Origin of the sequence: Catellatospora chokoriensis, from assembly GCF_011297315.1 — a bacterium.
Taxonomy (GTDB): Bacteria; Actinomycetota; Actinomycetes; order Mycobacteriales; family Micromonosporaceae; genus Catellatospora; species Catellatospora citrea.
In genome coordinates this window covers 124,850-149,331 of sequence record NZ_JAAOTI010000019.1, presented here as the reverse complement: position 1 = coordinate 149,331, position 24,482 = coordinate 124,850, and the positions used below count along the sequence as shown (strand labels likewise).

Here is a 24,482-nt window from a genome sequence, read left to right as displayed (position 1 = left end):
TCACCGCCCGGGCGTGAGCCGGTAGACGAGCCCGGCGGCGTCGTCGGTCACGTAGATGGACGCGTCCGGTCCGGGCACCGCGTCCACGCAGCGACCCCACCGGGTGCCGTCCGCGTTCTGGAATCCCGTGACGAGGACCTTGGCCGGGGTGAGGGAGTTGCTGCCGGCATCCCAGGCGCTGTAGGCGACGTAAGGCTCTCGTGGCGGCCGGCGGTTCCACGAACCGTGTGCGGTGATCAGCGCACCATCGGCCAGCGCTTCCGGCAGGCCGGAGCCGTTGGTGAACACGAATCCGACGGGGGCGCTGTGCGCGGGCAGTCCGAGTGGGGTCCGGTCGATGCCGGCGCAGTCGAGCTCGTCGCCGTCCGGGTTGGTGACCGGGTGGTCGACGTAGCCCAGGTCGGTGAGGTCGTCGTGCCCGCGGATGTCGGGCAGGCAGTAAGGCCAGCCCAGTTCCGTGCCGGCGGTGATCCGCGAGATCTGATCGACCGGGTTCTCGTTCACGTACTCCGGGACGGTCTCGCCGTAGTGCCCGCTCGAGTCGCGGAAGGGATAGGGCTGGTTGTCGGCCTGGTTGATCGCGGCGAACAGCGTGCCGTCGGGGGCGAAGGACAGCCCTTCGCCGTTGCGTACGCCGGTCGCGAGTGTCCGGTTGCCGGTGCCGTCGAGCCCCACCTGGGCGATCGTCGCCCGCTGCGGCGTGGACGTGCGATCGACCGCGTCGCTGTTGGTCGCCGATCCGACGTTGTAGAAGACCTGCCCGTCGCGTACCGCCACCATCTTGCTGCCGTGGCCCCCGCTGGGAAGGCCGTCGAGGATCACCCGCCGGTTGGTCACGGCGCCCTTGGCGTAGTCCCACGCCACGAGGCGGGTCTCCTCGCCGACCACGATGATGTCGCGCCCGAGCTGCGTTGTGAGGGCGACGCCCTGCGGATTGTCGAGGCCGTCGAGCAGGGGCGTCACCGCCGGCCCGCGCCCGTCGGGCTGCGGCGTCAGGAGCACCAGCGAGCCACCGCGGCCCGTGGAGACGAGGAGGCGGCCATCGGGCGTCCACGCCGCCAGTCGTGCGCCCGGCACTGCCGCCCAGACCTCCGCAGACCAGCCTCGCGGCAGGTTCAGCGACCGGCCGGCGGCCGCACCGGCAGCGACGCCCCGTGCGGTCGACAGCGGCACGGGCGACAGCGCGCTGAAAGCCTGCAGGGTGGGCGCCGTCGTTGCGCCCGCGGGAAGGGGCGGGTCGCTGCTGTCGTCCGCCGTCGTACACGCGCTGAGAGCCAGCATCAGCCCGGCCGCGAGCGCTGCTGCCGCGGCGATCCGTGGCTTCGGCCGGACACCTGCGGCGTGACGCGATGAAGGAGGCATGAGGGGTGCGCCTTTCGTGTGGAGCCCTCGGCGCCAGGGACCGCGGCTAGCGTGCCGCGGTGCCCGAGCGCGCGGGCTGATCGTCGAGGTCGCCGGCGGACCGGGGGCTCCAGGAGGCGAGGAACGCGAGCGCCTGCTCGGTGGGACCGGACGGCTCGAACGTGTAGGTGATGATCGTCAAGTCGGGGTCGCCGGGCAGTTGGAGGGCTTCGCCGGTGAGTTCGAGGTCCCCGGCGATGGCGTGGTGCATCGTCTTGGTGGCGGTGTGGTGCAGTTTCACGTTGTGCGTGGCCCACCAGGTGCGGAACGGTTCGCTGCGGGTGCTCAGCTCGCCGATCAGGTCGGTGAGGCCGCGGTCGTACGGGTTGCGCCCGGCGTAGGTGCGCAGTGCGGCGACGCAGTCGGCGGCCACAGTCGGCCAGGCGGGGTAGAAGTCCTGCGCGCGGGGGTCGAGAAACAGGTAGCGGGCCAGGTTGAAGCTGTCGCCGGAGCCGAGGGCGTCGGCGAACAGTGCCCGCCCGAGCCGGTTGGTGGCCAGGATGTCCATACGTCCGTTGCGGGCATATGCGGGGGCATTGATGGTGTCGAGGATGCGCTGTACGCCCTGCCGCACTGTCGTCCGGTTCGGCACCCGCCGGGGTGTCCGTCCCGCGGTGGGGGTGTTGGCGGTTTCGGCCAGGTCGAGCAGGTGCGTGCGTTCGGCCTCGTCCAGTCGCAGGGCACGGGCCAGGGCGTCGAGCACCGAGTGGGAGACGCCGGTGAGGTTGCCGCGCTCCAGGCGGGTGTAGTAGTCGGTGCTCATCCCGGCGAGCATGGCGACCTCTTCGCGGCGCAGCCCCTTGACGCGCCGCCGGCCGCCGAAGAACGGCACCCCGGCCTGCTCGGGGATCAGGCGCTCGCGGCGAGAGGTGAGGAAGTCGCGTACCTCGCTGCGGTTGTCCATGGCTTCGACCGTACGGCGCGGCCCGGTTGCGGAGGGAGGGTCTGGCATTACCGGGCAGGAGCGTCACTGCCTGCCGCGCCGGAGATGAGGTTCGGTGGAGTCAGGGCAGGCGACGGGCGCGTCGCGAACCGGTGGAAAGGATTCGTCATGGCAGCACAGCACCGCATGATCACGCTCAACAACGGGGTGGCGATGCCGATCCTCGGCTTCGGTGTCTTCCAGGTCCCCGACGAGCAGACCGAGCAGGTAGTCACCGACGCCCTCGCTGCCGGCTACCGGTCCATCGACACCGCCGCGTCGTACGGCAACGAGCAGGCCGTCGGGAGGGCGATCGCGGCCGGCGGCATCGCCCGCGAGGACCTGTTCATCACCACGAAGTTGTGGATCCAGCACACGGGCGAGGACACCGCCCGGCGCGAGTTCGACAAGTCGCTGGCCAACCTGGGCCTGGACTACCTCGACCTGTATCTCATCCACCAGCCGCTGGGCGACTACTACAGCTCGTGGCGGGCGATGCAGAAGCTGCACGGCGAGGGTCTGATCAAGGCGATCGGGGTGTCGAACTTCTTCGGCGACCGGCTGGTGGACCTCATCCAGCACAACGACGTCACCCCGGCCGTCAACCAGGTCGAGACGCACCCGTTCTTCCAGCGTCAGGCCGACCAGCAGCTGATGCGCGAGCACGGTGTGCAGATCGAGTCGTGGGGTCCGTTCGCCGAGGGCAAGAACGACCTGTTCACCAACCCGACCCTGACCGCGATCGCCACCGGGCACGGCAAATCCGTCGCCCAGGTCGTCCTGCGCTGGCTGATCCAGCGCGACGTCGTGGTCATTCCCAAGTCGGTGCGGCCCGACCGGATGGCCCAGAACCTGGACATCTTCGACTTCGAGCTCGGCGACGACGAGATGGCCCGCATCGCGGGCCTGGACACCGGCAAGTCCATGTTCTTCGACCACCGAGACCCGGCGATGGTCGAGTGGCTCGGCGGGCGGCGCGTCGACTGACGCATCCGGCCCGTGTCGATACGCGAGGAGACCTCATGCACACGGCACACCTTGGCAAGCTGGAAGTATCCCGGATCGGCCTGGGCGCGATGGGCATGTCCCACGGCTACACCGGCGCCGGAACCGACGACGCCGAATCGATCCGCACCATCCACCGCGCCCTGGACCTCGGCGTCACCTTCATCGACACCGCCGAGATCTACGGCCCGTACACCAACGAAGAACTGGTCGGCCGCGCCCTGAAAGGCCGCCGGGACCAGGTGGTCCTGGCCACCAAGTTCGGGCTCGTCGCCCATGACGGCCGCGGCCCGTGGACCCTCGACAGCAGTCCCGCCAACATCCGCATCGCCGTCGAAGGCTCGCTGCGGCGGCTCGGCACGGACCACATCGACCTGTACTACCAGCACCGGGTCGACCCCGGCACGCCGATCGAGGACACCGTCGGGGCGCTGGCCGGACTCGTCCAGCAGGGCAAGATCCGGCACATCGGCCTGTCCGAGGCGTGGACCGACACCGTTCGCCGCGCCCATGCCGTCCACCCGATCAGCGCACTGCAGTCGGAGTACTCGCTGTGGACCCGAGACCAGGAACAGATCCTGCCGCTGCTACGCGAGCTCGGCATCGGCCTGGTCGCCTACTCGCCGCTCGGGCACGGGTTCCTGACCGGCACCATCCGCACCGCCGAAGACGTCCAGCGCCTGGACGACAGCGACTTCCGCAAGAACAATCCACGCTTCACCGGCGAGAACCTCGACGCCAACCTGCGTATAGCCGACGAGGTCCAAGCCGTCGCCGATCAGATCGGCGCCACCCCGGCCCAGGTCGCTCTGGCCTGGCTGCTGGCCAAGGGTGACGCCATCGTGCCGATCCCCGGCACCAAGCGTGTCCACCGGGTGGAGGAGAACACCGCCGCCGGTGCCGTCGCACTGACCGCCGAGCAGGTCGCCGCCCTGGACCGCCTGACCCCGGCCGAAGGCGGCCACCATACCGACGCCCAGATGAAGATGATCGAGCGCTAGCCCGGTGCTGTGGGTGGCTTTCCATGAGCGTGGTTACTTCGGTTGGTTTGCCGGAGACTCGGTTCGCGCGGTGATGACCACGGCGCTGACCGGCAGCGGCCACTCGGTTTGGGTGTTGGCCAGCCAGAGCTGGATGCCCGTACCGTCCAGCTCGAGAGCCAGCTCCTGGTCCGTGATCGGATGCCCTTGGGCCAGTAAGGTCTGCCGCACCGAGTCGTACGGCACCGTATAGCCGGGCTTGATGTTGATGCCGGCGTAGCTCACCGCGTCGGCCTTCACGACGAGGATGCGGCTGACCCGCTCGCGATCGTCGTACTGCACGACGAGACCGTCCTCCCAGAAGATGTCCTCGACTGGTTCCCTCGAGCCGGGCGGGCCGATGTGCGTCATCGCATCATGCAGGCGCTGGCGGACGTCGGCCCGGGGTTCGCCGAGTGCGATGAGGCCGATGCCGTGGCCAGGCTTGACATCGTGCGACAGCGTCGGCGATCGGGTCGCACCACCCGGGATCGTGACGATCTCACCCACGGTGTGTCCCGGCGCGAAAAGCGTCACGGCCTCCACGACCGCGTCCCGCTCGTTGGAGGGGACATAGAGGGCGACGGTGCCGTCGGCAAAGGTCCAGCCGCTGTCGTCCTGTTCCAGCGCCAGGCCCGCGCGCCGAAGGTCCGCCACGACCCGCTCGGCCGACCCGCCCAGCGTCACGCCGTGGCACCTCACATAGCTCGGATCGGGCATTTCGATCAGGTACAGGCCCTCGCCCGGATTGCAGGTCAGCATGAGGCCGAGTCGGTGGTACTGATCGGTGAGGTCCACTGACCAGCCCCGACGAAATGCGCGGTACGGCCCGAGCGATGTATGTAGCTGCTCACGATGAGTGCCGAATCGAAGCGGACCGACCCCGACACCCGGCACGACTTCCCAAGCCTCATCCGCCACGGGAACAGCCTATGCTGCCCCGATATTCACGAAGTACGCCCGGCACCGGCTCGGACCTACGGACCTCGGCAGATCAGGCTCGAAGCCATGCCGGTGACCTCCGACATACCCGTGGCCCGGAGTAGACCTGTCTGTTCGGGAAGGCAGGGCTTACCGTACGGTATGAAGCTTCTCGCCATGCGGCAACTTGTGGCGAATCCATTGGCGTTCAACCATTTTGGCTATGAAACAGTGGAGAATCTTCCTGACGGTGGCGGCGGTCATGGGCGCCGCGACGATTCAGAGCCCGGCCGAAGCGGTTGCGGGAATCCAGTACGTGACGTCGACGAGTGCGACCGACAGCTCGGCGGCCAAGACCGTGGTCCTCTACTGCCCGACCGGCACCGTCTCGATCGGCGGCGGAGCGTACTTGACCGGCGCGCTCGGGCAGGCGACCATCCGGCAGATCACGCCGACCACCGTGCTCGGCCGCAACGCTCTGGTCGTGATCGGTGCCGAGGACTCGAACGGCTACTCCGGCACGTGGCACATCACCGTCACCAACGTGTGCATCCCGACCCCGGCCGGCTTCCGCTATGTCCGGGTCACCGTCAGCGATCCGTCGCTCGTCTGGGCCACCGCAGAATGCGCCGGCCAGCGAATCATCGGTAGCGGATACACCGTCTCGGCTACGGCCAAGGCGATGGCCACCGGCATCGAGATCGACGTCCGCAACCGGGCCTACCTGAGCGTCGAGTCCAGCAACGTTCCGGGCGCCGTCACACCGATCACTGGCACGGTCACCGCCGTGTGCGCCGGCAGTGGGCTGCCCGGCATGGTGCAGACCTCGGCGAGCACGCCGCAGGACTCCTCGAACCCGCAGACGGTGACCGTCACCTGCCCGGCCGGCACGCAGATCATCCACGTCGGCGGCGACCTGTGGCGCGTACGCGGGCACTCGGTCATCGACGACTTTCGGATCATCCGGCCGAACATGGTCGCCGTGACCGGATACGAGGACGAGCTCGGCAACCCCGACGTCTGGGCCGCCGAGGCGTACGCCACCTGCGCCACCTAGAGTCGCGAACGCCGGCGATGCCGCCAGGCCGCGCATGTCGCCTGGGAGAGCTTCCAGCTGCGCTGGACCCGGCGGCCCTGGGCCTGGCACCCGGCCAGCCGGCCGCGGTCACCCTCGATCTGCAGGCGCTCGCCACCGACCGGCTACGGCTCGAGAACGGCGGCGGTCAGACCACCCGGCACGACCCGATCGGTGATGTTCTGCCTCACCGGTCCCGTGCCGATGATGACGCTGTCGTGCGAGATGTGTTCCATGTCAGCTTGCCTTCGCTGCGCGGCCGAGTCGGATGGCCGCGATGAGGAAGAAGACGGCTCCGGGAATCGCGTACCCGATCGCGTTGGTCAGCGCCGGGTTGTCCGCGGAGGCAGCCGCGAAGAACGACCCGCCGGCGAGCATGGAGAGGCCACCACTGATGATCATCGACCACTGGCCGCCCATCCTGCGGCGGGTGGCGCCCACGATCAGCTGAACCAGGCCGGCCACCACTGCCCAAGCGCCCCACACGCGCAGGACCTCCGGGATGCCGGACGAGCCGGCGACGGCCAGCCCGACCGCGGCGAGCAGGCTGACCGCGACGTTGACGTACAGGAGGGTGGGCGATCCCGTGGAGCGCGACGAGCGGGCGTCGATGATGGCGGCGGCCACATCGACCAGCGGGTAGAGCACGAGCAGCGTGACTGCGAGCGGGTTGAGGCCGTCGGCGACCGTGAACGTCACGCCGGCCCAGATGGTGGCGAATACGAAGCGGGCGAAGTACAGCCGCCGCAGGGCAGCCGCCGCCGTCGAGATGGCGGGGGAGGCAACGGTGGTCATGTTGATCTTTTCGGTGGTCATGGTGGTCCTTCCGGGGGTGAACCAGAAACCCGCTACCAGCGGGTTCGCAGCGAAGTGACGAGAGAGAGACCGAACGTTCCGTCCCCCAACAATGGCGGCCTTGGTGCTGGAAGTCAAGACCGAACGTTCTATCGTTTAGAGTGGGCTCATGGCACGCACAGAGACCGAGTCCCGGCCGTCCGAGGCACGGCTACGGCTGCTGACCACGGCGAGCAGGATTTTCTACGCCGAAGGGATCCACTCGGTCGGCGTCGACCGGATCATCGCCGAGTCGCAGGTGACCCGATCCACCTTCTACCGGCACTTTCCCAGCAAGGAAGACCTGGTGCTGGCTCACCTGGAGAGCGCCGACCTGGGCATCCGCAGCCAGGTGGAAGCGGCTATCGCCGCGAGCACCTCGGCGAGTGACGCCGTCCGGGCCGTTGCGGCAGGGATCGCCGAGTACATCCGGTCCTCCGGCTTTCGCGGGTGTGCCTTCCTGAACGCCGTAGCCGAGTATCCCGATCCCGCCGATCCCGTGCATCAGGCCGTCCTCGCTCATCGGCGATGGTTCCTCGACACGATCAACACCCTGATGGCGAGCATCGAGTCGACCAAGGCTGAGCCCGCAGCGCAGCACTTCGTGATGCTGCGGGACGGGGCCATGGCGGCCGGCTGCCTGTTCGACCCGGTCCTGATCTGCGAGACCTTCCTGCGCGGTGTCGACGGACTCGTTCAGATTCACGGCTCGCGCCAGCCGTCCTGACTCCAGCCGCAGAGTTCCACGCCGAACTTCCCGCTGTGGAAGTCGCGGAAGGCATCCTGAATCTCCTGGTTGGTGTTCATCACGAACGGTCCGCCCATGACGATGGACTCACCGATCGGACGTCCACGTTGCCGCGTTGTCGCCGTGTTCGAGAACGCCGTCGAGCGGTCGTGACGGTCTCCAGGCCGCGGTGCGGGTGCCATTCAAAGCCCGGCGACGAGAACCAGTCTTCGCTGAGCAGCAGGAATAAGTCTGTGAGTGCGGGCCCTCTGTCGTGCCAGAGCACCTGTGAGACGACGACCATCACCAGAGCGCCGAGTGCCGGCAGCGGTGCGGTCAGCCGTGAAGAGAGGACACGGCCGAGCCAGCGCCCGAGCATCCCCGCCGCCGCGATGCCCAGGCCGACCAGCACCGGCCAGTACCAGCCCGTGGGCTGGTACGACATGGTTCGGGCCGCGCGCACGACGCCGTCGAGCAGGCTCAGCGCATAGCCGACGGCGAGGCATCCGGCCAGCACCACGGCCAGGGGAGCCGGCTGGGCCGGGCCACACGGTGTCGACTGTGCAAAATGCCGCCGAGGGCAGGTCGTAGGTTGTGGTCGGCCGCGCTGGCCGAGCTGGAACTGCTTGCCGCGCACCTCCATGTTCCCGCTGGGCGGCGGCGAACGAGCGCACCCGCGCCCGACAGATCGCGACCAAGGCACACCCACAGGCTCAACGCGCTTGACCCTTCGGGCGATGACGCATCGATACGCCGGGACTTACTCTCTGCGGGTGCCGGATCTACAGAGTGTATGGCCCTACGGTCTTGGACTGTTAGCCCTGGCCGCAATCGGCTGGGCCATCCAAGAGTATGTGTCCGGTCTGCTGCAATTGGCCGCACAGCAGACCCATGGCTGGTGGCGCAGCAGGGCCTTCCGCCACGCCAAGCTGAACCAGTATCGATCATCCATTCTGGCGAACGACCGACACCAGCCGCTCGACTTCCTGAGCACGGCAGTCGACATCGACGACACCTATGTGCAGACTCAATATGTAGTCGATGGAGTGCGGCGTGACTTGTACTCCGGCGTTCGAGACGCGTCGCGTGCGGTAGTGCTCGGAGCAGCCGGTGCCGGAAAGTCGATATTCTTTCGGTATTGGGTCGTCCGATGGGCTCGCCGGCCGCAAGACTTCCATCGGTTGCCCGTAGTCGTGGACCTGCACCTATATCGCTCACGGCCCGAACTCGGCTCAATCGAGCAGCTGGTCCTGGACAAACTCGCCCGCCGTGACTGCCGGGAGACGCTCGCCGCGCTAGAGCATGCTCTGCAGTCCGGAAGGCTGAGTCTGCTGCTTGACGGACTGGACGAAGTCGTCGACAGCCACCGGGATCCGCTGATAGCCGAACTTCGAGGATTCGCCCAGAGATACCCCACCACCCAGATCGTCGTCACCTGCCGCGACGCGGTGTATGACGGTCGTCTGCAGCCGGTCTTCGAAAACCAGATGCACATCTCGGGTTTCGACGACGCCGGTATGCGCCGCTTCCTTGGACAGTGGTTTCGTTTCCGACGCCACGACGGTCGCCAGGTGCAGCCGTCCACCGACGAGTCGATCCGGGGGAACATCAGGGAGCGAGTTGAGCAGGTGATGGCAGAACTGCACGCAAGCCCAGCCCTGTACCAGCTGGCACGCACGCCCCTGCTCCTCACCATGATGGCCTACCTGCAGGTGGACGACCCCGGCGCGGGCCCACTGCTGACCAACTCTCGCGCGGACTTCTACAAGCTCGCCATCGAGCACATGCTGCGCCGTGACGTCACCATGGGTCGAACCGGCGGCATCGCGAGGTTCCGGGCTGCCCACAAGAGCGTCGCGCTGCAGCGGATAGCATTGGCCGCACAGAAGGTCACAGCATCCGGCGCCCGAGCGATCGACGAACACGAGGTGATCGAGCAGATCGCCGCCGTACTGGAGCGCCTCAAGATGGCCGACAGCCCGCGGGCCATGCTCGACGAGATCGTCGAACGCAGCGAACTGCTTGCACGAATCGACGAGCAGAATCTGCTCTACCAGTTTCCGCATATGACGCTTCAGGAGTACCTTGCAGCGCGAGCGCTCGCGGACGCACCCGCCGAACTGCTCGCCCGCTACAGGGAGAACCGTGGTCGGTGGCGGGAGACTCTGAAGTTGTGGTGCGGCGCGATCGATCGCGACTGCGGTGACGTCGTCCAGAGCGTTTTCAGTGGCACACCGGACCACCCGGCCACGTATCAGGACCGCCTGCTGGCGCTTGAATGCATTCCGGAAGCCCAGGAGATTCGGGACGAGGTCGTGAACACCATCGTCGGGTACTTCCATGGTCTCGGCGTCACGAATGATGGAACCATCGACGATCTTCGCATCGCAGCGTTGGGGGCGATAGCCGCCGACCCCCGACCGTGGGGTGTCGACACGTACCGCTACCTCACGGCAACCGCTTGGGATGGCACACCCTTGGAAAGGGTCGCAGCAATGCAGGCTCTGGCTGCGACCCGCCAGCCCCGCGCCATCGAATTGCTGCGCTCGCTCGCCCACGACACCGCAGTCGAAGCAGACGCACGTGCTGCGTTGCGCTCGGTAGGCGAGCAGGCGATTCCTCACCTCCTGGCACGTGCGGTCGAAGGACACGAGCAAGATGTTCACGACCTTGCCCAGATCGGCACCGCTGGCGCAGCCTATGCCCTAGGGGAGATCGTGTGGACCGACGGTCCCGCTGCCCCAGTCGCCGCATGGCACCTGGCACGCATGTTCCGCGATCGCAGTATCGAAGACGAACTTCGTCGCACCCCACCACCGAAAGGCACCACCCCAGGGCTGCCCTGGGCATGGGAGCCCTTCGCCGAGGCAAGTGCGGAGGAGTTCTCCGCGCTCGCGGGCAGAATCTCCTACCTACTGGCGGAAGAACACGTCGAACCGGTCACGGGCGAGGAAGCGATCGATCCACGGCTGGGGCTGGCTGCCGTCATCGCACGCGGTCCGGCGAGGCGAGCACTCACATATGACAAGATGGACGATGGGAGCAGGCAGCAGGTCCTGGATTCGATAAGTGCCACCGTATTTCGGCGGGGTCGTCTATTCAGGCAAAGAAAGCGGCTGTCGTCACTCTTGGACGCCGCTATCGACAGCGCGACCACCGATCTCATCGCCGAAGACCTCCAGACACTGTTGCGCCTTTGTCGTCTGGATCCAATCGACCGTCATCTCATCCGCGCATTCGGCCATCTTCATGGGGCCATGGTGTTGCTGGTCCTGTACGTTCGACGAAGGACACATGCAACGATCAAGGATTGGCGCACAGTACTGGATCGACCGGAGGAGCCGCGTCTTCTGAGGCGGATCTACATGAGCATCGGCTTAGGAGCCGCTTCTGCGGCGCTTGCCACAGGGATTGTTCGGTGGACGGGCGAACTGTTCGGTTGGTGGCCTTGGGGGCCGTCATGGTTGGCCTTCGCGACACTTTTCGTGCTGGCACTGGGGATCAGTGGCATCCTCGTGTTCATGCGCCGCCTGGAATTGCAAATTGAGAGGTTGTTCGACGACAACAGCGTGGACTCCGAGACTGGGCGTCGAGAGTTCCTCCGCTGGACTGGTTGCCTTCTCTCCCCCATGCTGGCTCTCGGCGTGACGCTTCTCGTGTACGCAGCGGCCAGTCTGGCCGACGTCGTTGGGTGGACGGCGTCTCTTGGTGTCATAGCCGGGTTATGTGCGGCAAATCTGCTACTGCGGCACGTGTACCTGTCCCGGAAACGCAAGTTCGACAACCCTCTACGAGACTTGCTGCACGAGATGCGGAGGTCCTCCTAAACTAGCGCCGTTGCACTCATGAATCGTCAGGCATGGACATCGTGATAACCAGCGGGTCTTCCACCGTGATCATCGTGGCTCACACTGAGCAGGTCGAACGCGACCTGGATCGCGGCGGGCTGCGCTGTTCTGTCAGCGGCGTGCCGCAGGTCATACGGTCGCATTGCCAGCGGCGACCCAACCTCCGCCGGACTGAGGGCGGCGCGCTTACGAGCCTCCGCCCACACCGCCAGGTAGCTGGATTCGGTGGTTTTCCAAGGGCCGTAGCGTTCCGGCAGGTCACGCCACGGTGAACCGGTCCGCTTGATCCAGCAGATCGCGTTGACGACCTGCTGGTGGTCGCGCCATTGACCGCCACGAGCGGGCTGCGCCGGCAACAACGGCTCCAGCACAGCCCACTCGGCATTGCCCAGGTCAACACGGGCCATACCCGCCTAACGAACGAGATTCATGATCCGCGGTACAGAACATGGCCGACTCCATGCACAGAGGGTGGCGGCAGTCGATGGCCGCCACCACCCTTGTCACCGGTGAAGCTCACGGCTGACCAGCGAGCTGGCCACATCCACCGTCCACGTCAAAATACTCCAGCCACTTACGGGTCTGCGGCCCATAGCCACCATCGGTGGCAATGCCGACCCCAAGTTCCCGGTTGATGGCCTTCTGAGCCTTGATGAGGGCCGCCTTGGTGTTCGGGCCGAAGTCGCGGTCCTCAGAGAGCGTGCTGAACTGCAGGTCGGTCCAGCCGCTGTTGTTGATGAACACCCTGGCACATCTGTTCAGGTTCTTCTGCAGACCCAACACGCCGTTGTTGGTATCTCCTGGGGTGAGCTTGCACGTTTCGTTGTTGTTGTAGAGCGGGACGTAAATGCCGTCCTCCTGGTGCTCGAGCAACGCCCGCCCGTAGCTGTTGCACGTCGGTTCCGCAGCCTGCACCGGGGCAGCGACTCCGGCCACGGCCGCACCGGCAACCACTGCAGCCGTGAGGACCTGCCTCATCATCTTCTGAAACATCATTCGCGCATCGTAGACGGATGAGCGCTGCCGCGTAGGGCGGCATGTGACCTCAAACCGATGCGCAATAATGCTGACCTGCCATTTTAAGTCACAACTTAAATTCGTTGGAAGCACGTCGGGTCACTTATATGCTCGCCCAACGCGGCAGTATGGGTGCAGGTATCGAATCGGTCCTTCCGATGAGACCGATACGGGGGCACGGGGATGAGATTTTGCGTGAGCGCTGACATCATCGGCGTAATTTCCACTACCTGGTCGGCCGATAAGTCGCCCGTTCGGCACTGGCGCTTCGGCGAGCCTGCAGCGTATTAGTCTGCGGTATTCGCTTACGGAGGATTGAGCTAACTCAGAGGCTTAATTGAAGGGCTTTCTAAAGGCTGCACTGGCTTCGGCTATGGTGCTAGTGGCGCTGGGGTCAGCACCCGGCGTGGCCTCAGCGGCCGCGACGGCCACCAATCTCAGCACCAACATATTCTCAACCGATGCGGCGTACTGCCACAGTCGAAGCATCACGTTGGATAAGGGCCTGTACCAGTGGGAGTACTTCTTCTCCGGCAACGTCACATCTAGGTTTGGATTGCTTCGGGAAATCAGACTCGGGAAAGGCAACTACACCTGGGAGGACTGCACCCTCAGATCGGCGGCGGGGCCAACCCACCATGACTACTACGTGCAATCGGTGCTGACGTGGGACGGTAATCCGGATTCGCCTGCGGTGACGAGCACATACTGGAATGTGTCACAAGTCGCCACTTGGTTTCCTGCCGAAGTTACGTGGGGAACGAAGCTAGTACGGCAGTCCTGGTTCACCAGTTGAGCTGCGGATTCAGACGGCGGCGTGCAGGCGGTCAAGTTCGGCCTGGGTGCCGATGGAGGCGCGATGCCCGGGATGGTCGACGTACCAGCGAATGGCGTCGGCGAGAAGCCACGGATGAACGTCCCAACCGAGATCGATCATGCGGCTGTCGCGAAGGTGTTGCGGCAGCAGTTCGGGCAGCTCTGAGATCAACTGGAGCGTCCGGGCGTTGGGGTGCGGTCGCAGCGGAGTCCCCGGTCGTAGCGCCGCCCAGGGCACCGTAGTAGTACGCAGGTGGGCCAGCCGTATGCCTTCCGGCGTCAGCTCCAGCCGCGGCAGATCAAGCGCGGTAAGGACAAGGTAGAGCAGGACCACCAGCAACACCGGCATGCCGAGGGCCGCGTCGAGCCAGTCGGTGCCCTCGGCCGCGCCGTCCAGCAGCGATCCGGTTACCAGCGAGCCACCGGCGAACATCCAGAACCACGTCATGTGGCGCCACATCCGTGACGATGTCACGAACGCACCGTCGCGCATGGCGAACCGGGCGACCGATCCGTTGGGCCGCAATATGGCCAAGCCCAGAAACACTGCCGCAGCAAGCAGCGACGCCAGCTCGAGCAGGATTCCCCAAGGCACCGGCCGGTCAGGCAAGCGCGTAGCGAGTACCTGCATTAATACGGCGACGCCGAGCAAAGCCGGCGTCAGGCTACGGACCCGAATGGTCGGCTGGTCGATGGTCATGGCGGGCATCGTACGGAATGGGCTCGCGATGCGTGGCGGTCATGTCACAGTTCTACGTCACTCAACGCTAGTACGCCAGTGCCGGGTCCGGGCTCTGAGCTGCCCAGATGTGCGTGGGCGGCCACCGCCTGAACATCGAATGCTGTGGACAAGCCGACAAGTAAAATGGTGGCCGATGCGCACAGCGTAGGGCCTGCCGCGTCGCGGGTGGTCGACGAGGTGATGGCTCGGATCGCGGTCCGGTTCACGCGGGTCGAGCCGCGGCTGGCGGTCAGGGACTTCGTACGGTCGCTGATGGCGGCAGTCGACAGAAAGAACTGCTGGCAGTTGGCCGAGGGGGCCGGGCACGAGCGGTTCTCGCGGATGCAGCGGCTGCTGCGTGAGACCGTGTGGGACGCCGAGGCGGTCGTTCAGGATGCGCCGCAGCGTCCTTCGCGGTGCGCCCGATCCGCTGTAGCCGCTGACCCTCGGCCATCGTGATCGGCCGTACGAACACTTCCGGCGGACGAGCCATAGCCACCTCTGCAACCCGAGAAACAGGCGCAGCAAAGCCTGCCGCACCGACCGCCAGAATCACCGGATTACACGACCAACCCCGTGGGACGAGCCACTGGCTTCCCACCGGCCGAACGCCTGTGCGACGACGTAGTCAAGCTGTCGCAGCACAGGGGCACGGATACGCCCAGTGCATCCTCCGCGTATCCAGCATCGGCAGACTCGCCGATATGCGTCCGTGGGGCGCGGGTGATCGCTGGTCAGGAGTCAGGAGGGGCATGCCGTACCCGCCTGCAATCGTCGGCGAGGTCCTGGGATCATGTCACACATGATCATGCTGGATGCCTTCCGGACTGCCGCCCAGCAGGAGGAGATGCCGCACGACGCCATCGAGTGGTGGCTGCGATTCGCGCGCCCCTGCCTGTACCTGAGCCGTGATGAGTCCGGCCCGGTGGTCGGATATTTCGGTGGCCGCCCGGCGCTGCCCGCCACGGTTGCCTGGCCCGAGGGCATGGTTCACCTGGCTACGCTCGACCTAGCCGCGATCCCCCATGGCTCGACGGACCTCGATCTTCCCGCTGACGGCACCCTGCTGTTCTTCTCCGCGCCGGCCATGACCTCCACGGTCGGTCGCGTCATTCACGTGCCGGCCGGAGCTGCGGTCATCGAAGCCGAGCCACCCGGCCCCGGCCTCACCGTGTACGACCGGTTTCTCCTGCACGCCAACCCGGACTGGAGCCTGCCGGGGGATCCCGCCGACAGCCCCGGGTACAACTATGATCGATCCGACGAGGACGAATACATCGACATCGTGTGGGACCTCGGCAGGCCCGACGCCGTGTTGGTCCTCGGTGGCTACGGCACCGCGAACACCGGTGGATTGGGCGTTCCGGTCAGGTTTGCGGACATCGAGATGTTGCTGGCCGAGTTCTATCTGGGCGAGGCCGAGGTCGGCGAGGACTTCGAGACCGACTTCGCCACCGTCTTCTACGTGATCGGCCGCGACGATCTCGCCGCTGGGAGGTTCGACCGAGTGTCGATGTCCACCGACTTCCACGGATGAGGGGAACGGAATCAGCTTGCCGCCGGCCCGCGTGCCTCAGCTAACTGATTAGTACTCCAGCCGAACTTCGCTGAGGCAGAGTCTTCACTGGTAATGGCTGGTTTGGGATCTGAACTGGTGTCGTTGGCGCCTTCATGATCGGCGACCTGGTGCTCGCCTGCGTCGAAGGCGACGAGGTTGAAGACGATGTGCTGTTGTTCAGCCACACCCCCTGCAGGACTATGGCCTGTCGACACCGGGTCGCCTGTGGCCATCAGCGCGGCCCGGCCACCGGACCGGGAAGCCGTCCGCACGGCGATCGCCGACACCAAGCCGGGCGACGTTCAGCTCCTGTCCGGACCGTCGGAGTTCCGCCGGGACGGTACGCAGGTGAACCCGACCTTCCTACTGCTGCTACGGCCTGTTTCATAACTCGGTGGAGTTGTGAGACAGCGCCCCTCTCGGGCGTCCACGCCTGGCCCGGGGTGGGGTCGGTGCGGTTCCCGCGTCATCGGGGCTGGTTTCGCCTGCGCGTGTGCGCGGGCCAGAGCCTTCCCCTCGGCGGGCGTTGGTGACCGGGCCCCCTGCGTGGAGGTCCCGGATCTGAGCGTGGTGCTGCTCGGCCCAGATGGCGAGGTTGACCGCGGCATTGAGATCCCGGTCGGCCTGGTAACCGCATGCCCCGCAGACGAACGTGCGCTGTTTCAGGGGCATGGCCGGGGCCACCGTCCGGCAGGGAGCGCGGGTTTTGGTCGACGGGTACCAGCGATCGACCGGGGTGAGATCACCGCCGCGCCACTGCTGCTTGTAGGACAGTTGCCGGCCGAGTTCGCCCCAGGCGGCGTCGGCGACCGCTGCGGCCAGGCGCCGGTCGGTGAGCATGCCGGTGATGGTAAGGGTCTCGATCGCGAGCCGGTCGTGGGTTTTGACCAGCTCGTTGGAGACCCTGTGCAGGAAACGGCGCCTGATCGCGGCGACCCGGGCGTGGTGGCGGCCCAGCCGGGCCGCGGCGCGGTTGCGGGAGCCGCGCTGTTTGCGGGTGACGGCGCGGGCCAGGCGACGCTGACGTGCCATGCCGGCCCGGGAAGGCCGTGGCCAGTCGTCGACTCGTGCGACTTCGGTGCCGTCGGCCTGGCCGGCCACGACGAACGCCGCCGGCCCGCGGTCGACGCCCACCCAACCGGTCCCGCTGGCGTCGAGCTGGTGCCGGACGGCATCGTGCAGGTCGGCGGCTTCGCAGGTCAGCGACACCGTCCACCGGCCACCGCGGTGACCGACCGTCGCCGACACGATCTTCGCCCGTCCTTTGGCGAGCATCCGCCGCAGGCGGCGGGTGTCCGCACGGACCGTCAGGGTGCCCAGGCCGGGCAGGGTCACGGTGCGCGGCGAGTGGTCACCGACGCGGATATTGGCCCGGCCCTTGTCCGAGGTTCTGCAGCGGATACGAAAGGACAGCGGAGCACGCTTTTGGACTTGAACCTGGGGAACCCAACCCGGCGACCCCCACGGTCGCCGTTGCGCGATGCCGTGTACGCGCTCAGGCCACGGCCGAGGTCGACCGCGGCCTCCTCGAACACCTGCTGGCACACCTCGGCCCGCCAGGCCGGGCCGGTGGTCTGGACCGTGGTGGTGCCGTCGGCGGCGGCCACCAGCAACCTGCCCGCATCAGCCGAACGCTTCCACGCGTTGAACGCGTTGACCAGGTCGAAGCCCGACCACGGAACCTTGCCCACCGCTCCGCGCTGCTTACCGTCCAAGGCCTGCTTGACCAGCCGCAGGCACTGGTTGTAGCCGAACCTGGCCGCACCGCATGCCGACGCCAACTCGAGGTCGCTCCGGTTCGTTTCACGACTCGTGTCACGAGTGCCGCTGATCCGCGTCGCCGGCTTCGTCGTCCAACGGCGGCGGTGGTAGAAGCGCACGTCGGCGCTCCTCGGAGGAAAGCCTCCGAAAGGATGGGACAAGACTGACCTCGATAAGGTCGGCGAACTGTAGCGACACTGACCGCATCAGCACCGTACCGTCGCCACTGCCGCTGGCAAGTAGCCCGTTCGGAGCCCATGCCAGCGAAATGATCGGGTCCTCGTGACCGGTCAAGATACGCAACAGCTGCCCGTCGCGAGACCAAACCTGCACCGTACCGTGCTTGCTGCCGCTGGCCAGCAGTCCGTCCGCAGACCACGCCACCCTGTGTATTTCGTCATTGTGGCCGGTCAAAATGCGCTGTAGCTGCCCGTCGGCAGACCACACCCGCACGGTGCCGTCCTCGCCGCCACTGGCCAATAGCAGCCCATCCGCAGACCACGCCACCGAACGAACTGCACCTTCGTGGCCGGTCAAAGTGTGCAGGACCTGCCCATCTGCCCACACTCGAACCGTCGAATCCGCGTTGCCGCTCGCCAGCAGCCCGTCCACAGACCACGCCAGCGACCACACCCAGCGGTTGAAGCCGGGCCAGCGGCGCACTAGTTCTCCCTCGGGGGGCTGCAACGGACCATCATGGCTGATCAAGGTACTTAGCAATTGCCCTTCGGCAGACCACACCCGAACCAGCCCTTCGTGCCCGCCGGTCGCCAGTCGGCCGTCTGCGGACCAGGCCACCGACCGTACGTCTTCGTGGTGGCCGGTCACGACACACAACAACTGGCCATCGGCAGACCACACCCGCACCGAACTGTCGTCGCCGGCGAATGTCTCGGCACTGAGGGTCGCTAGCAGCCCGTCCCCAGACCATGCCAACATATCCACTACGTGCACGGGTCCGATCAAGGTGCACAGCAACTGGCCATCAGCAGACCACACCCGAACCGAACTGTCGTCGGCGCCGGTGGCCAGCCGACCGTCCGCGGACCATGCCACGGACCCCACCGCACCTCCGCCAATGTCCACCAGGCGTAGCAGTTGTCTATCAACTGACCACACCCGCACCATCCGATCCTGGGTGCCGCTGGCCAACAGACCGTTTCCTGCCCACGCCACCGCAAGCACCCAGCCACCGGGGCTGGCCACGGTGTGCAGCGTCTGACCATCCTCAGACCAGACCCGCACGGTGCTATCCTCGCCGCCGCTGGCCAGCAGACCATCCTCAGACCACGCCACAGACCACACCCAGCGGTCGTGGCCAGTCAAGACATGGAGTATTTGGCCTTCGGGAGACCACACCCGCACCGTGCCGTCTTCGCTGCCGCTGGCCAGCCGGTCACTTCCGGACCAGGCCACCGATCGCACCGGGTCTTCATGACCCATCAACGTGTGCAGCATCTGACCATCACCAGACCATATCCGCACCGTGTTGTCCTGGCCGCCGCTGGCCAGCAGACCATCCTCAGACCACGCCACAGACCAAACCCAGCTCTCGTGGCCGGACAGAACATGAATTTGTTGACCGTCGGCAGACCACACGCGGATCGTGCCGTCCTTACTTCCGCTGGCCAGTCGGCCGTCGACAGACCACGCCACCGACCGCACCGTGTCTTCATGGCCCATCAATGTGTGCAGCAGCTGACCATCTGTAGACCACACTCGCACCGTATGGTCTTCGCCACCGCTGGCCAACAGGCCGCCCGAAGACCACGCCACCGACCACACCGCCTCCTCATGGCCCATCAATGTGTGCAACAACCGCCCATCAGCAGACCAAACCCGCACCGTCCTATCCCCGCTACCGCTGGCCAGCCGACCGTCGACGGACCAGGCCACTGACAGCACCACGTGGTCATGACCGCGTAGTGCCGCGCGTAGCCCGGCTGCCCATGCGTCGTAGAGCGCATGGCGAGCGATCGGGGTCTGTGACACCTCGAGTAAGGCGGCCCTCGCGAGCTGCACCGCGGCTTCGGGGTCCAGCTCCGCCATTGACTCGCGAGCTGCGGCATCTGCGCGCCGGTCGAGCTCCATCCGCTCATATTCTCGTGCGGCTGTCAGGAACTCTTTAACCAGGGTTGTGGCGCCCGTGGCATGCTGCTCAGCCTGCCGGAGGCGCTCGCCACTGATCAGATAGTCGACTCGACGGTCGACCGCATCCCAGGCCCTGGCGAGTGGCTCCAGCTCCGTACGACGCAGCAACATCTCGGCATGCCGTGAGATCTGGTCCGCAAGCGGTTGCCATTGCCGCAACAGTGCCTCGTGCGCCAGGTCAATGACCTTTACCCCGGTGCGCGCCACCTCATGACTGGTCAACAGGTACGCGTCCACAAAGTGATCGACAACTAGCTGCGCCTCCTCGCTGAGCTCGGCATAAGGCTGGCGCCTCCGAGTCGCCCTGATGTCAGCGCCATCGGCGTCCTCTGTGTTTTTTAGGGTGACGAACCCGAGAAGCGTTTCGAGTACAAGGCCACGGGGGTCGACACATCCACGCGAGGTAAGCTCACTGACCGCTTGGACCAGTGCGGCGTCCGCGCGATTCGCAATCGGCCCATCATCACCACTGGCGTCGCGATATTCCCGAATTGAAAGGAATTTGTCGCGCGCGTGCCGGGCGTACAGTTCATGCAGAAGGTAGCTGAGCAGGGGAAGGACATCAGCTCCGCGATTCTCCGCGATGATCAGATCAGTTAAGCCAGCCTCAAGTGTGACGCCGGCGGCAATGGCTGGTTTCTCGATGACCTCGCGCAACCGGGCTGGGGACATCACGTTAACTGGGAACGGATTCCGGAACATGCTCGATCCAGGGCCTTGCTGAAAATGACCAAGGAACTCTGAGCGCAAGGTGCATAGGACGAGAAGTCGAGGTGTGTGGCGCACTGCGGCCTCCAGGAGCGCCACGAACTTGTGCCGGTCTTCCTTTGCCGCCGACGTCACCGCTTCTTCGAGCTGGTCGACCACAAGAACGATCCGGCCAGCACTAGCTCGCAAACGCTCAAGGCACATTACGAAGGTCGTGGGACGAGGCATCATGCGGCCAGCGCTGAAAGCAGCCACCGCGCCCTCAGCTTCAGCGGCGAGTTCTCGAGCCAGTGACGCCTTCGCCAACGGCGTGCCCGGATTCGGCGCTGTCAAAGCCCCCGCAAGGGCGTCGACCGGCGCCGTTCCCGGAGTGATCGGCTCAACGATCCGCCAACCCCGCTGACGCGCGAGTAGCGGGAGGGCGCCGGCAAGGACCAGCGAAGATTTGCCGGCGCCCGAAGGGCCCACCACCGGAATGAACCTTCGTTCTGGTGTCTTGTCCATGGTCCGGGCCGCGAGCTCATGGACTTCATCACTGCGCCCAAAAAAGACCGCCGCCCGCTCCTCGGTGAATGCCTCCAAAGCCGGATAGGGATTATCGCCGCTCCAAGGCGGCCGCGGAACCCGCTGGTAATAGCGACGCACAGCTGCATGGGTGCCGACGCCGAAAAGGGTTGCGGTCGCTAGCGCCCATGCGTGGTCGGCGACAGGCCGAATCGGCGCCGGCCACGAGTCCGGATTGGCGGTGAGCAGGTTGGTGTACAGGCCCATCGAGGTACCGACGAGAAAGGCGCCGAACCCCGTGCTTGATCGTTCGCTTCTCGGCGCCACGAAGTCCTCCAGAAGTCGGCGGAGGAATCATCTCGAATCGGCGGTGCCGCGGCAAGGCTGCTCGGCTAGCTGTTCTGCCCCGTGAGGTTGGGGACACGGCTTGATGATAGGCGGCCGCCGAGTGCTGTGTGTGCTCGGTGATGGTTGTACATGTGCAGCCAGGCCGACAATGCTTTGCGCGGGGATGTCTCCGACGGGTAGTTGGTCTGGGGCCGGTAAGGGCGGGTCTTTCGACCGTGATCCCAGCTGTGGTGAGAGTGTCGCGCCACAGCCGGGATCGGTAGCAGCTGCCGTGGTCGGAGATCACGTGGCGCACGGTGATGCCCTGGCCGGTGAACCAGGCATGGGCTCGCTGCCAGAAAGCAGTTGCGGTCTCGCGGGTCTCGTCGGCCAGCATCTCGGTGTACGCCAGCCGCGAGTGGTCGTCGAGGGCGGTGTCAGGTAGCCGTAGCCGAGTACGGGGTGGCGGTGTTTGGTCCGTGTGGTGCTGGGATGCTCGTTGTTGTTGCGGTTTGCGGGACCGTGCGAACAGCCGATCGCACAGCTGAACGCCACCGGCGGCGGTCAGCCCTGACCAAGCCGGGCAAGCGAATCGAAGGATGTCAACGCCGGTCCGCCCGGCATCGAGGCCGGTGTCAAGCTCCTGCCGCGACCCTGCCGGGTCAGCGCCGATCCGTCTCCAAGACCTATGATCCGTGGACATTCCATTGATGATCCACACGGGGGTCCACATGAGAAGATGGAGCGCGGCTGCGCTGGTGACGCTGCTGCAGGCTTCGACACTGGTCGTCGGCTCGCCCCCGGCCGCTGCTGACCAGCCGACGTTGCGACAGCTCGCCCAGGCACGCGGCATAGCGTTCGGCTCCGCGGTATCCCAGCAGCAGTTGGCCGCCGACACCGGCTACCGCGACTGGGCGGGCGCGCAACTCGGTCTGCTCGTCCCGGAGACCGAGTTCATCTGGGGGCACCTGCAGCCTTCTCAACTCCAGGGGCCGAACTTCGACGACACCGACCAGCTCGTGGCCTTCGCGGAGAGCCACGGCCAGCAGGTCAGGGGTCACACTCTCACCTGGCACACCGACCTGCCGTCATGGCTCACCAGGGACGTGGCGGCCGGCGTCATCGGCCCGGAGGCGCTGAAAGACCTGCACCGCCGGCACATCGAAAGCGTGGTCGGCAGGTACAGGAACCGAGTCTCGATGTGGAACGTCGTCAACGAACCACTGGCCGAGAACGGTTCGCTGCGCACCGATGCGAAGACCGGCTTCTGGGCGTTGAACGCCTCGGCACCGGGCGACCCGCAGGAATACATCAGAAACGCGTTCCACTGGGCCCGCGAAGCGGACCCCGATGCGAAGCTCTACCTCAACGAATACGGCGCCGAGTGGGGCAGCGCCAAAGCGCGCGGACTGTACAACCTGGTCAAGGATCTGATCGCGGCCGGGGTGCCGATCGACGGGATCGGGTTCCAGACGCACGCTCCAGTGTCGAGCCGACTCTCCGGCCTTGAGGACACGATGCGCCGCTTCGCCGCCCTCGGCCTCGAAGTCGCGATCACCGAACTCGACGTGCGGGTGCCGATGCTGGCCGACAGCGACGAACTGGCCCAGCAGGCCGAGGTCTACGGGCAGGCCGCCAAGACGTGCCTGTCGCTGGCGCCGGCGTGCACATCGGTCACGACATGGGGCTTCACCGACGCACACTCCTGGTATCCCAGCAGCGAGTTCCCGAGCTGGGGGGCCGCGACCCTGCTCGACGCTTCGATGAATCCCAAACCCGCCTACCACGCGCTGAGCGCGGTGCTGTCCAGCTGGTCCCGGCCGACCACCTCACCCGTCGGCTGGTGGCGGCTCGACGACTGGTGGAACGCCGGAACCGCCGGCGGCGTGGCGACCGACGCCTCGGGACGCGGCCAGCACGCCACCGTCACCGGACCGGCGCTGGGCGCGCCAGGGCGTACGCCCGCCGCCTCCGCCTTCCTCGGGGACGGGGGCAGCACCCAGGCCAAGACCACGGCAGCCGTGCTGAACACCGCCAACTCCTTCACCGTCTCCGCCTGGGTCTCGATGTCGACCCGCGGCCAGGACAAGGTCGTCGTCAGCCAGGACGGCGCCACCCTGAGCACCGTGCGGCTCGGCTACGACGCCGCCACGGACAGGTGGATCTTCACTGTGCGCGACACCAACGGCACACCCGTGTCCGTCGTGTCGAGCGCAGCACCGACCTTGGGCACGTGGACGCACCTGACCGGGGTGTGGAACAAGGGATGGGGCCGCCTGCTGCTGTACGTCGACGGAAAGTGGCAGCTCCAGCAGGCCACCGAGATCGGCGCCCTAGCCGCCGCCGGACCCGCGCCCGACGCGCTGCGCATCGGCCGGTCGCAGACCGGCGACGCCTGGTCCGGAGCCATCACCGACGTGCGCGCCTACGACCGCGCCGTGCCGGACGCCGAGGTCGCGCAGCTCGCCGACCCGGTCGTCGGCCGGTGGACCTTCTCCGGCGACCCCGGAGACGAGTCCTGGTTTATGCGCGACGCATGGCCGCGTGAGATCGACGGGTGCAAGCAGGACCCGAAGGTCTGCAACGACAACAGCGTCCTGCACCTGACCGCTGACCGGCACGGCGCCGGCTACAGCGCGCTCGCCCTCACTGGCAACCACATCCTCGACGTCCGGCCGACCGGCCTGTTCGCCGATCGCTCGTACACCGTCTCCGCGTGGGTGAAGCTCGGCAGCAAGGCAGCCGACGGGGTGCTGATGAGCCAGCCACTCGGCGACTTCAACGCGTTCGCGCTCAAGTATCAGAAGAGCAACGACAGCTGGGTCTTCAAGGGCAGCTCCACCTCGATCGGCTCACCCAGCGCGCCGATCGGGCAGTGGACGCACCTTGCCGCCGTCTGGAACGCAGGCTGGGGCCGTATGCAGCTGTACGTGAACGGCGTCCTCACCGCGCAGAGCGGTGCGACGACCAACGTCGCGTCCACGCCCGGCATGACCATCGGCGTCTCAGCCGAAGGTGGGCGGCTCGTCGGCGCCCTCGACGACCTCGCACTGTACCAGCGGGTGCTCACCCCAGCCGAGATCACCGCGCTCGCCCAGCCCTAGCCGGGCCGTGGGGCAGAAGCCGCCCGATCGTTCGGTCGGCTTCTGCCTCACGCCAGTCAAACG

The 24,482-nt window shown here is 66.4% G+C and carries 20 protein-coding genes and 2 pseudogenes; 8 read left to right on the top strand and 14 right to left on the bottom strand.

Going from position 1 to position 24,482, the window contains the following annotated elements:
• Together HAV39_RS26685 and HAV39_RS26680 are read right to left on the bottom strand one after the other, a co-directional pair.
• Entirely contained in the window at nt 1-1,362 is a 1,362-nt protein-coding gene (locus tag HAV39_RS26685) for a PQQ-dependent sugar dehydrogenase (protein ID WP_191841907.1), read from the bottom strand.
• Nucleotides 1,363-1,408: 46 nt separating this feature from the next.
• Nucleotides 1,409-2,305: a helix-turn-helix domain-containing protein gene (locus HAV39_RS26680; RefSeq protein ID WP_191841906.1), complete on the bottom strand. Its 897-nt coding sequence runs from the start codon at nt 2,303-2,305 to the stop codon at nt 1,409-1,411.
• A gap of 147 nt (nt 2,306-2,452) precedes the next feature.
• Here HAV39_RS26680 and HAV39_RS26675 point away from each other — a divergent pair, with 147 nt between their 5' ends.
• Nucleotides 2,453-3,310: an aldo/keto reductase gene (locus tag HAV39_RS26675; protein ID WP_191841905.1), complete on the top strand. Its 858-nt coding sequence runs from the start codon at nt 2,453-2,455 to the stop codon at nt 3,308-3,310.
• A 35-nt stretch (nt 3,311-3,345) separates the two neighbouring features.
• A complete protein-coding gene (locus HAV39_RS26670; RefSeq protein ID WP_191841904.1) occupies nt 3,346-4,329 on the top strand; it encodes an aldo/keto reductase in 984 nt (327 codons plus the stop codon).
• Nucleotides 4,330-4,362: 33 nt separating this feature from the next.
• Here HAV39_RS26670 and HAV39_RS26665 read toward each other — a convergent pair whose 3' ends face one another.
• Nucleotides 4,363-5,145, bottom strand: coding sequence for a hypothetical protein (locus HAV39_RS26665; RefSeq protein ID WP_191841903.1), 783 nt, complete (start codon nt 5,143-5,145; stop codon nt 4,363-4,365).
• A 346-nt stretch (nt 5,146-5,491) separates the two neighbouring features.
• Between HAV39_RS26665 and HAV39_RS26660 the strand changes: the two genes are divergently transcribed.
• A complete protein-coding gene (locus tag HAV39_RS26660; RefSeq protein ID WP_191841902.1) occupies nt 5,492-6,325 on the top strand; it encodes a hypothetical protein in 834 nt (277 codons plus the stop codon).
• A gap of 255 nt (nt 6,326-6,580) precedes the next feature.
• Here the strand turns inward: HAV39_RS26660 and HAV39_RS26655 are convergent, their stop codons facing one another.
• Nucleotides 6,581-7,276 (bottom strand): hypothetical protein, encoded by a 696-nt coding sequence (locus HAV39_RS26655; RefSeq protein ID WP_239120803.1) that lies wholly within the window; start codon nt 7,274-7,276, stop codon nt 6,581-6,583.
• Between the two features lie 31 nt (nt 7,277-7,307).
• On the opposite strand from HAV39_RS26655, the gene HAV39_RS26650 reads away from it, so the two are divergent.
• Nucleotides 7,308-7,904 (top strand): TetR/AcrR family transcriptional regulator, encoded by a 597-nt coding sequence (locus HAV39_RS26650; protein ID WP_191841901.1) that lies wholly within the window; start codon nt 7,308-7,310, stop codon nt 7,902-7,904.
• On the opposite strand, the gene HAV39_RS42880 is transcribed toward HAV39_RS26650, so the two are convergent.
• Both HAV39_RS42880 and HAV39_RS42875 read right to left on the bottom strand, forming a co-directional pair.
• On the bottom strand, nt 7,880-7,984 hold the full coding sequence (locus tag HAV39_RS42880) for a hypothetical protein (RefSeq protein ID WP_239120802.1): 105 nt from the start codon (nt 7,982-7,984) through the stop codon (nt 7,880-7,882). The genes HAV39_RS26650 and HAV39_RS42880 overlap by 25 nt on opposite strands.
• The gene (locus tag HAV39_RS42875; protein ID WP_239120801.1) at nt 7,984-8,424 is read right to left on the bottom strand and encodes a cupin domain-containing protein; all 441 of its coding nucleotides are present in this window, start codon (nt 8,422-8,424) and stop codon (nt 7,984-7,986) included. The genes HAV39_RS42880 and HAV39_RS42875 overlap by 1 nt, the downstream gene beginning before the upstream one ends.
• Nucleotides 8,425-8,758: 334 nt before the next feature.
• Here HAV39_RS42875 and HAV39_RS26635 point away from each other — a divergent pair, with 334 nt between their 5' ends.
• Complete coding sequence (locus HAV39_RS26635; RefSeq protein ID WP_191841899.1) at nt 8,759-11,731, top strand: NACHT domain-containing protein; 2,973 nt, start codon at nt 8,759-8,761, stop codon at nt 11,729-11,731.
• Nucleotides 11,732-11,757: 26 nt separating this feature from the next.
• On the opposite strand, the gene HAV39_RS43350 is transcribed toward HAV39_RS26635, so the two are convergent.
• The 3 genes from HAV39_RS43350 to HAV39_RS26620 form a co-directional block, all read right to left on the bottom strand.
• Entirely contained in the window at nt 11,758-12,159 is a 402-nt protein-coding gene (locus tag HAV39_RS43350) for a transposase (protein WP_191841898.1), read from the bottom strand.
• A gap of 109 nt (nt 12,160-12,268) precedes the next feature.
• Entirely contained in the window at nt 12,269-12,748 is a 480-nt protein-coding gene (locus HAV39_RS26625; protein WP_191841897.1) for a peptidoglycan-binding domain-containing protein, read from the bottom strand.
• Nucleotides 12,749-13,574: 826 nt separating this feature from the next.
• A complete protein-coding gene (locus HAV39_RS26620; protein WP_191841896.1) occupies nt 13,575-14,285 on the bottom strand; it encodes a hypothetical protein in 711 nt (236 codons plus the stop codon).
• Between the two features lie 222 nt (nt 14,286-14,507).
• Here HAV39_RS26620 and HAV39_RS43770 point away from each other — a divergent pair.
• Nucleotides 14,508-14,702: pseudogene (locus HAV39_RS43770) on the top strand (IS701 family transposase); the annotation flags it as partial.
• A gap of 406 nt (nt 14,703-15,108) precedes the next feature.
• Complete coding sequence (locus tag HAV39_RS26610; RefSeq protein ID WP_191841894.1) at nt 15,109-15,843, top strand: DUF1963 domain-containing protein; 735 nt, start codon at nt 15,109-15,111, stop codon at nt 15,841-15,843.
• Between the two features lie 11 nt (nt 15,844-15,854).
• On the opposite strand, the gene HAV39_RS26605 is transcribed toward HAV39_RS26610, so the two are convergent.
• From HAV39_RS26605 to HAV39_RS42865, 5 genes and pseudogenes are all read right to left on the bottom strand, one after another.
• Nucleotides 15,855-16,049, bottom strand: coding sequence for a hypothetical protein (locus tag HAV39_RS26605; RefSeq protein WP_191841893.1), 195 nt, complete (start codon nt 16,047-16,049; stop codon nt 15,855-15,857).
• A gap of 199 nt (nt 16,050-16,248) precedes the next feature.
• Nucleotides 16,249-17,199: an RNA-guided endonuclease InsQ/TnpB family protein gene (locus HAV39_RS26600; RefSeq protein ID WP_191841892.1), complete on the bottom strand. Its 951-nt coding sequence runs from the start codon at nt 17,197-17,199 to the stop codon at nt 16,249-16,251.
• Entirely contained in the window at nt 17,196-17,744 is a 549-nt protein-coding gene (locus tag HAV39_RS26595; RefSeq protein ID WP_191841891.1) for a hypothetical protein, read from the bottom strand. Before HAV39_RS26595 ends, HAV39_RS26600 begins: the two co-directional genes overlap by 4 nt.
• Nucleotides 17,680-21,255 carry an NACHT and WD repeat domain-containing protein gene (locus HAV39_RS26590; RefSeq protein WP_239120800.1) on the bottom strand — a complete coding sequence of 1,192 codons (3,576 nt, stop codon included), beginning with the start codon at nt 21,253-21,255 and terminating at the stop codon, nt 17,680-17,682. Before HAV39_RS26590 ends, HAV39_RS26595 begins: the two co-directional genes overlap by 65 nt.
• A gap of 260 nt (nt 21,256-21,515) precedes the next feature.
• Nucleotides 21,516-21,798 (bottom strand): annotated as a pseudogene (locus tag HAV39_RS42865) (DDE-type integrase/transposase/recombinase); the annotation flags it as partial.
• 248 nt (nt 21,799-22,046) lie between these two features.
• Here HAV39_RS42865 and HAV39_RS26580 point away from each other — a divergent pair.
• Nucleotides 22,047-24,419, top strand: coding sequence for an endo-1,4-beta-xylanase (locus tag HAV39_RS26580; RefSeq protein WP_191841888.1), 2,373 nt, complete (start codon nt 22,047-22,049; stop codon nt 24,417-24,419).
• The last annotated feature ends 63 nt before the right edge of the window (nt 24,420-24,482 follow it).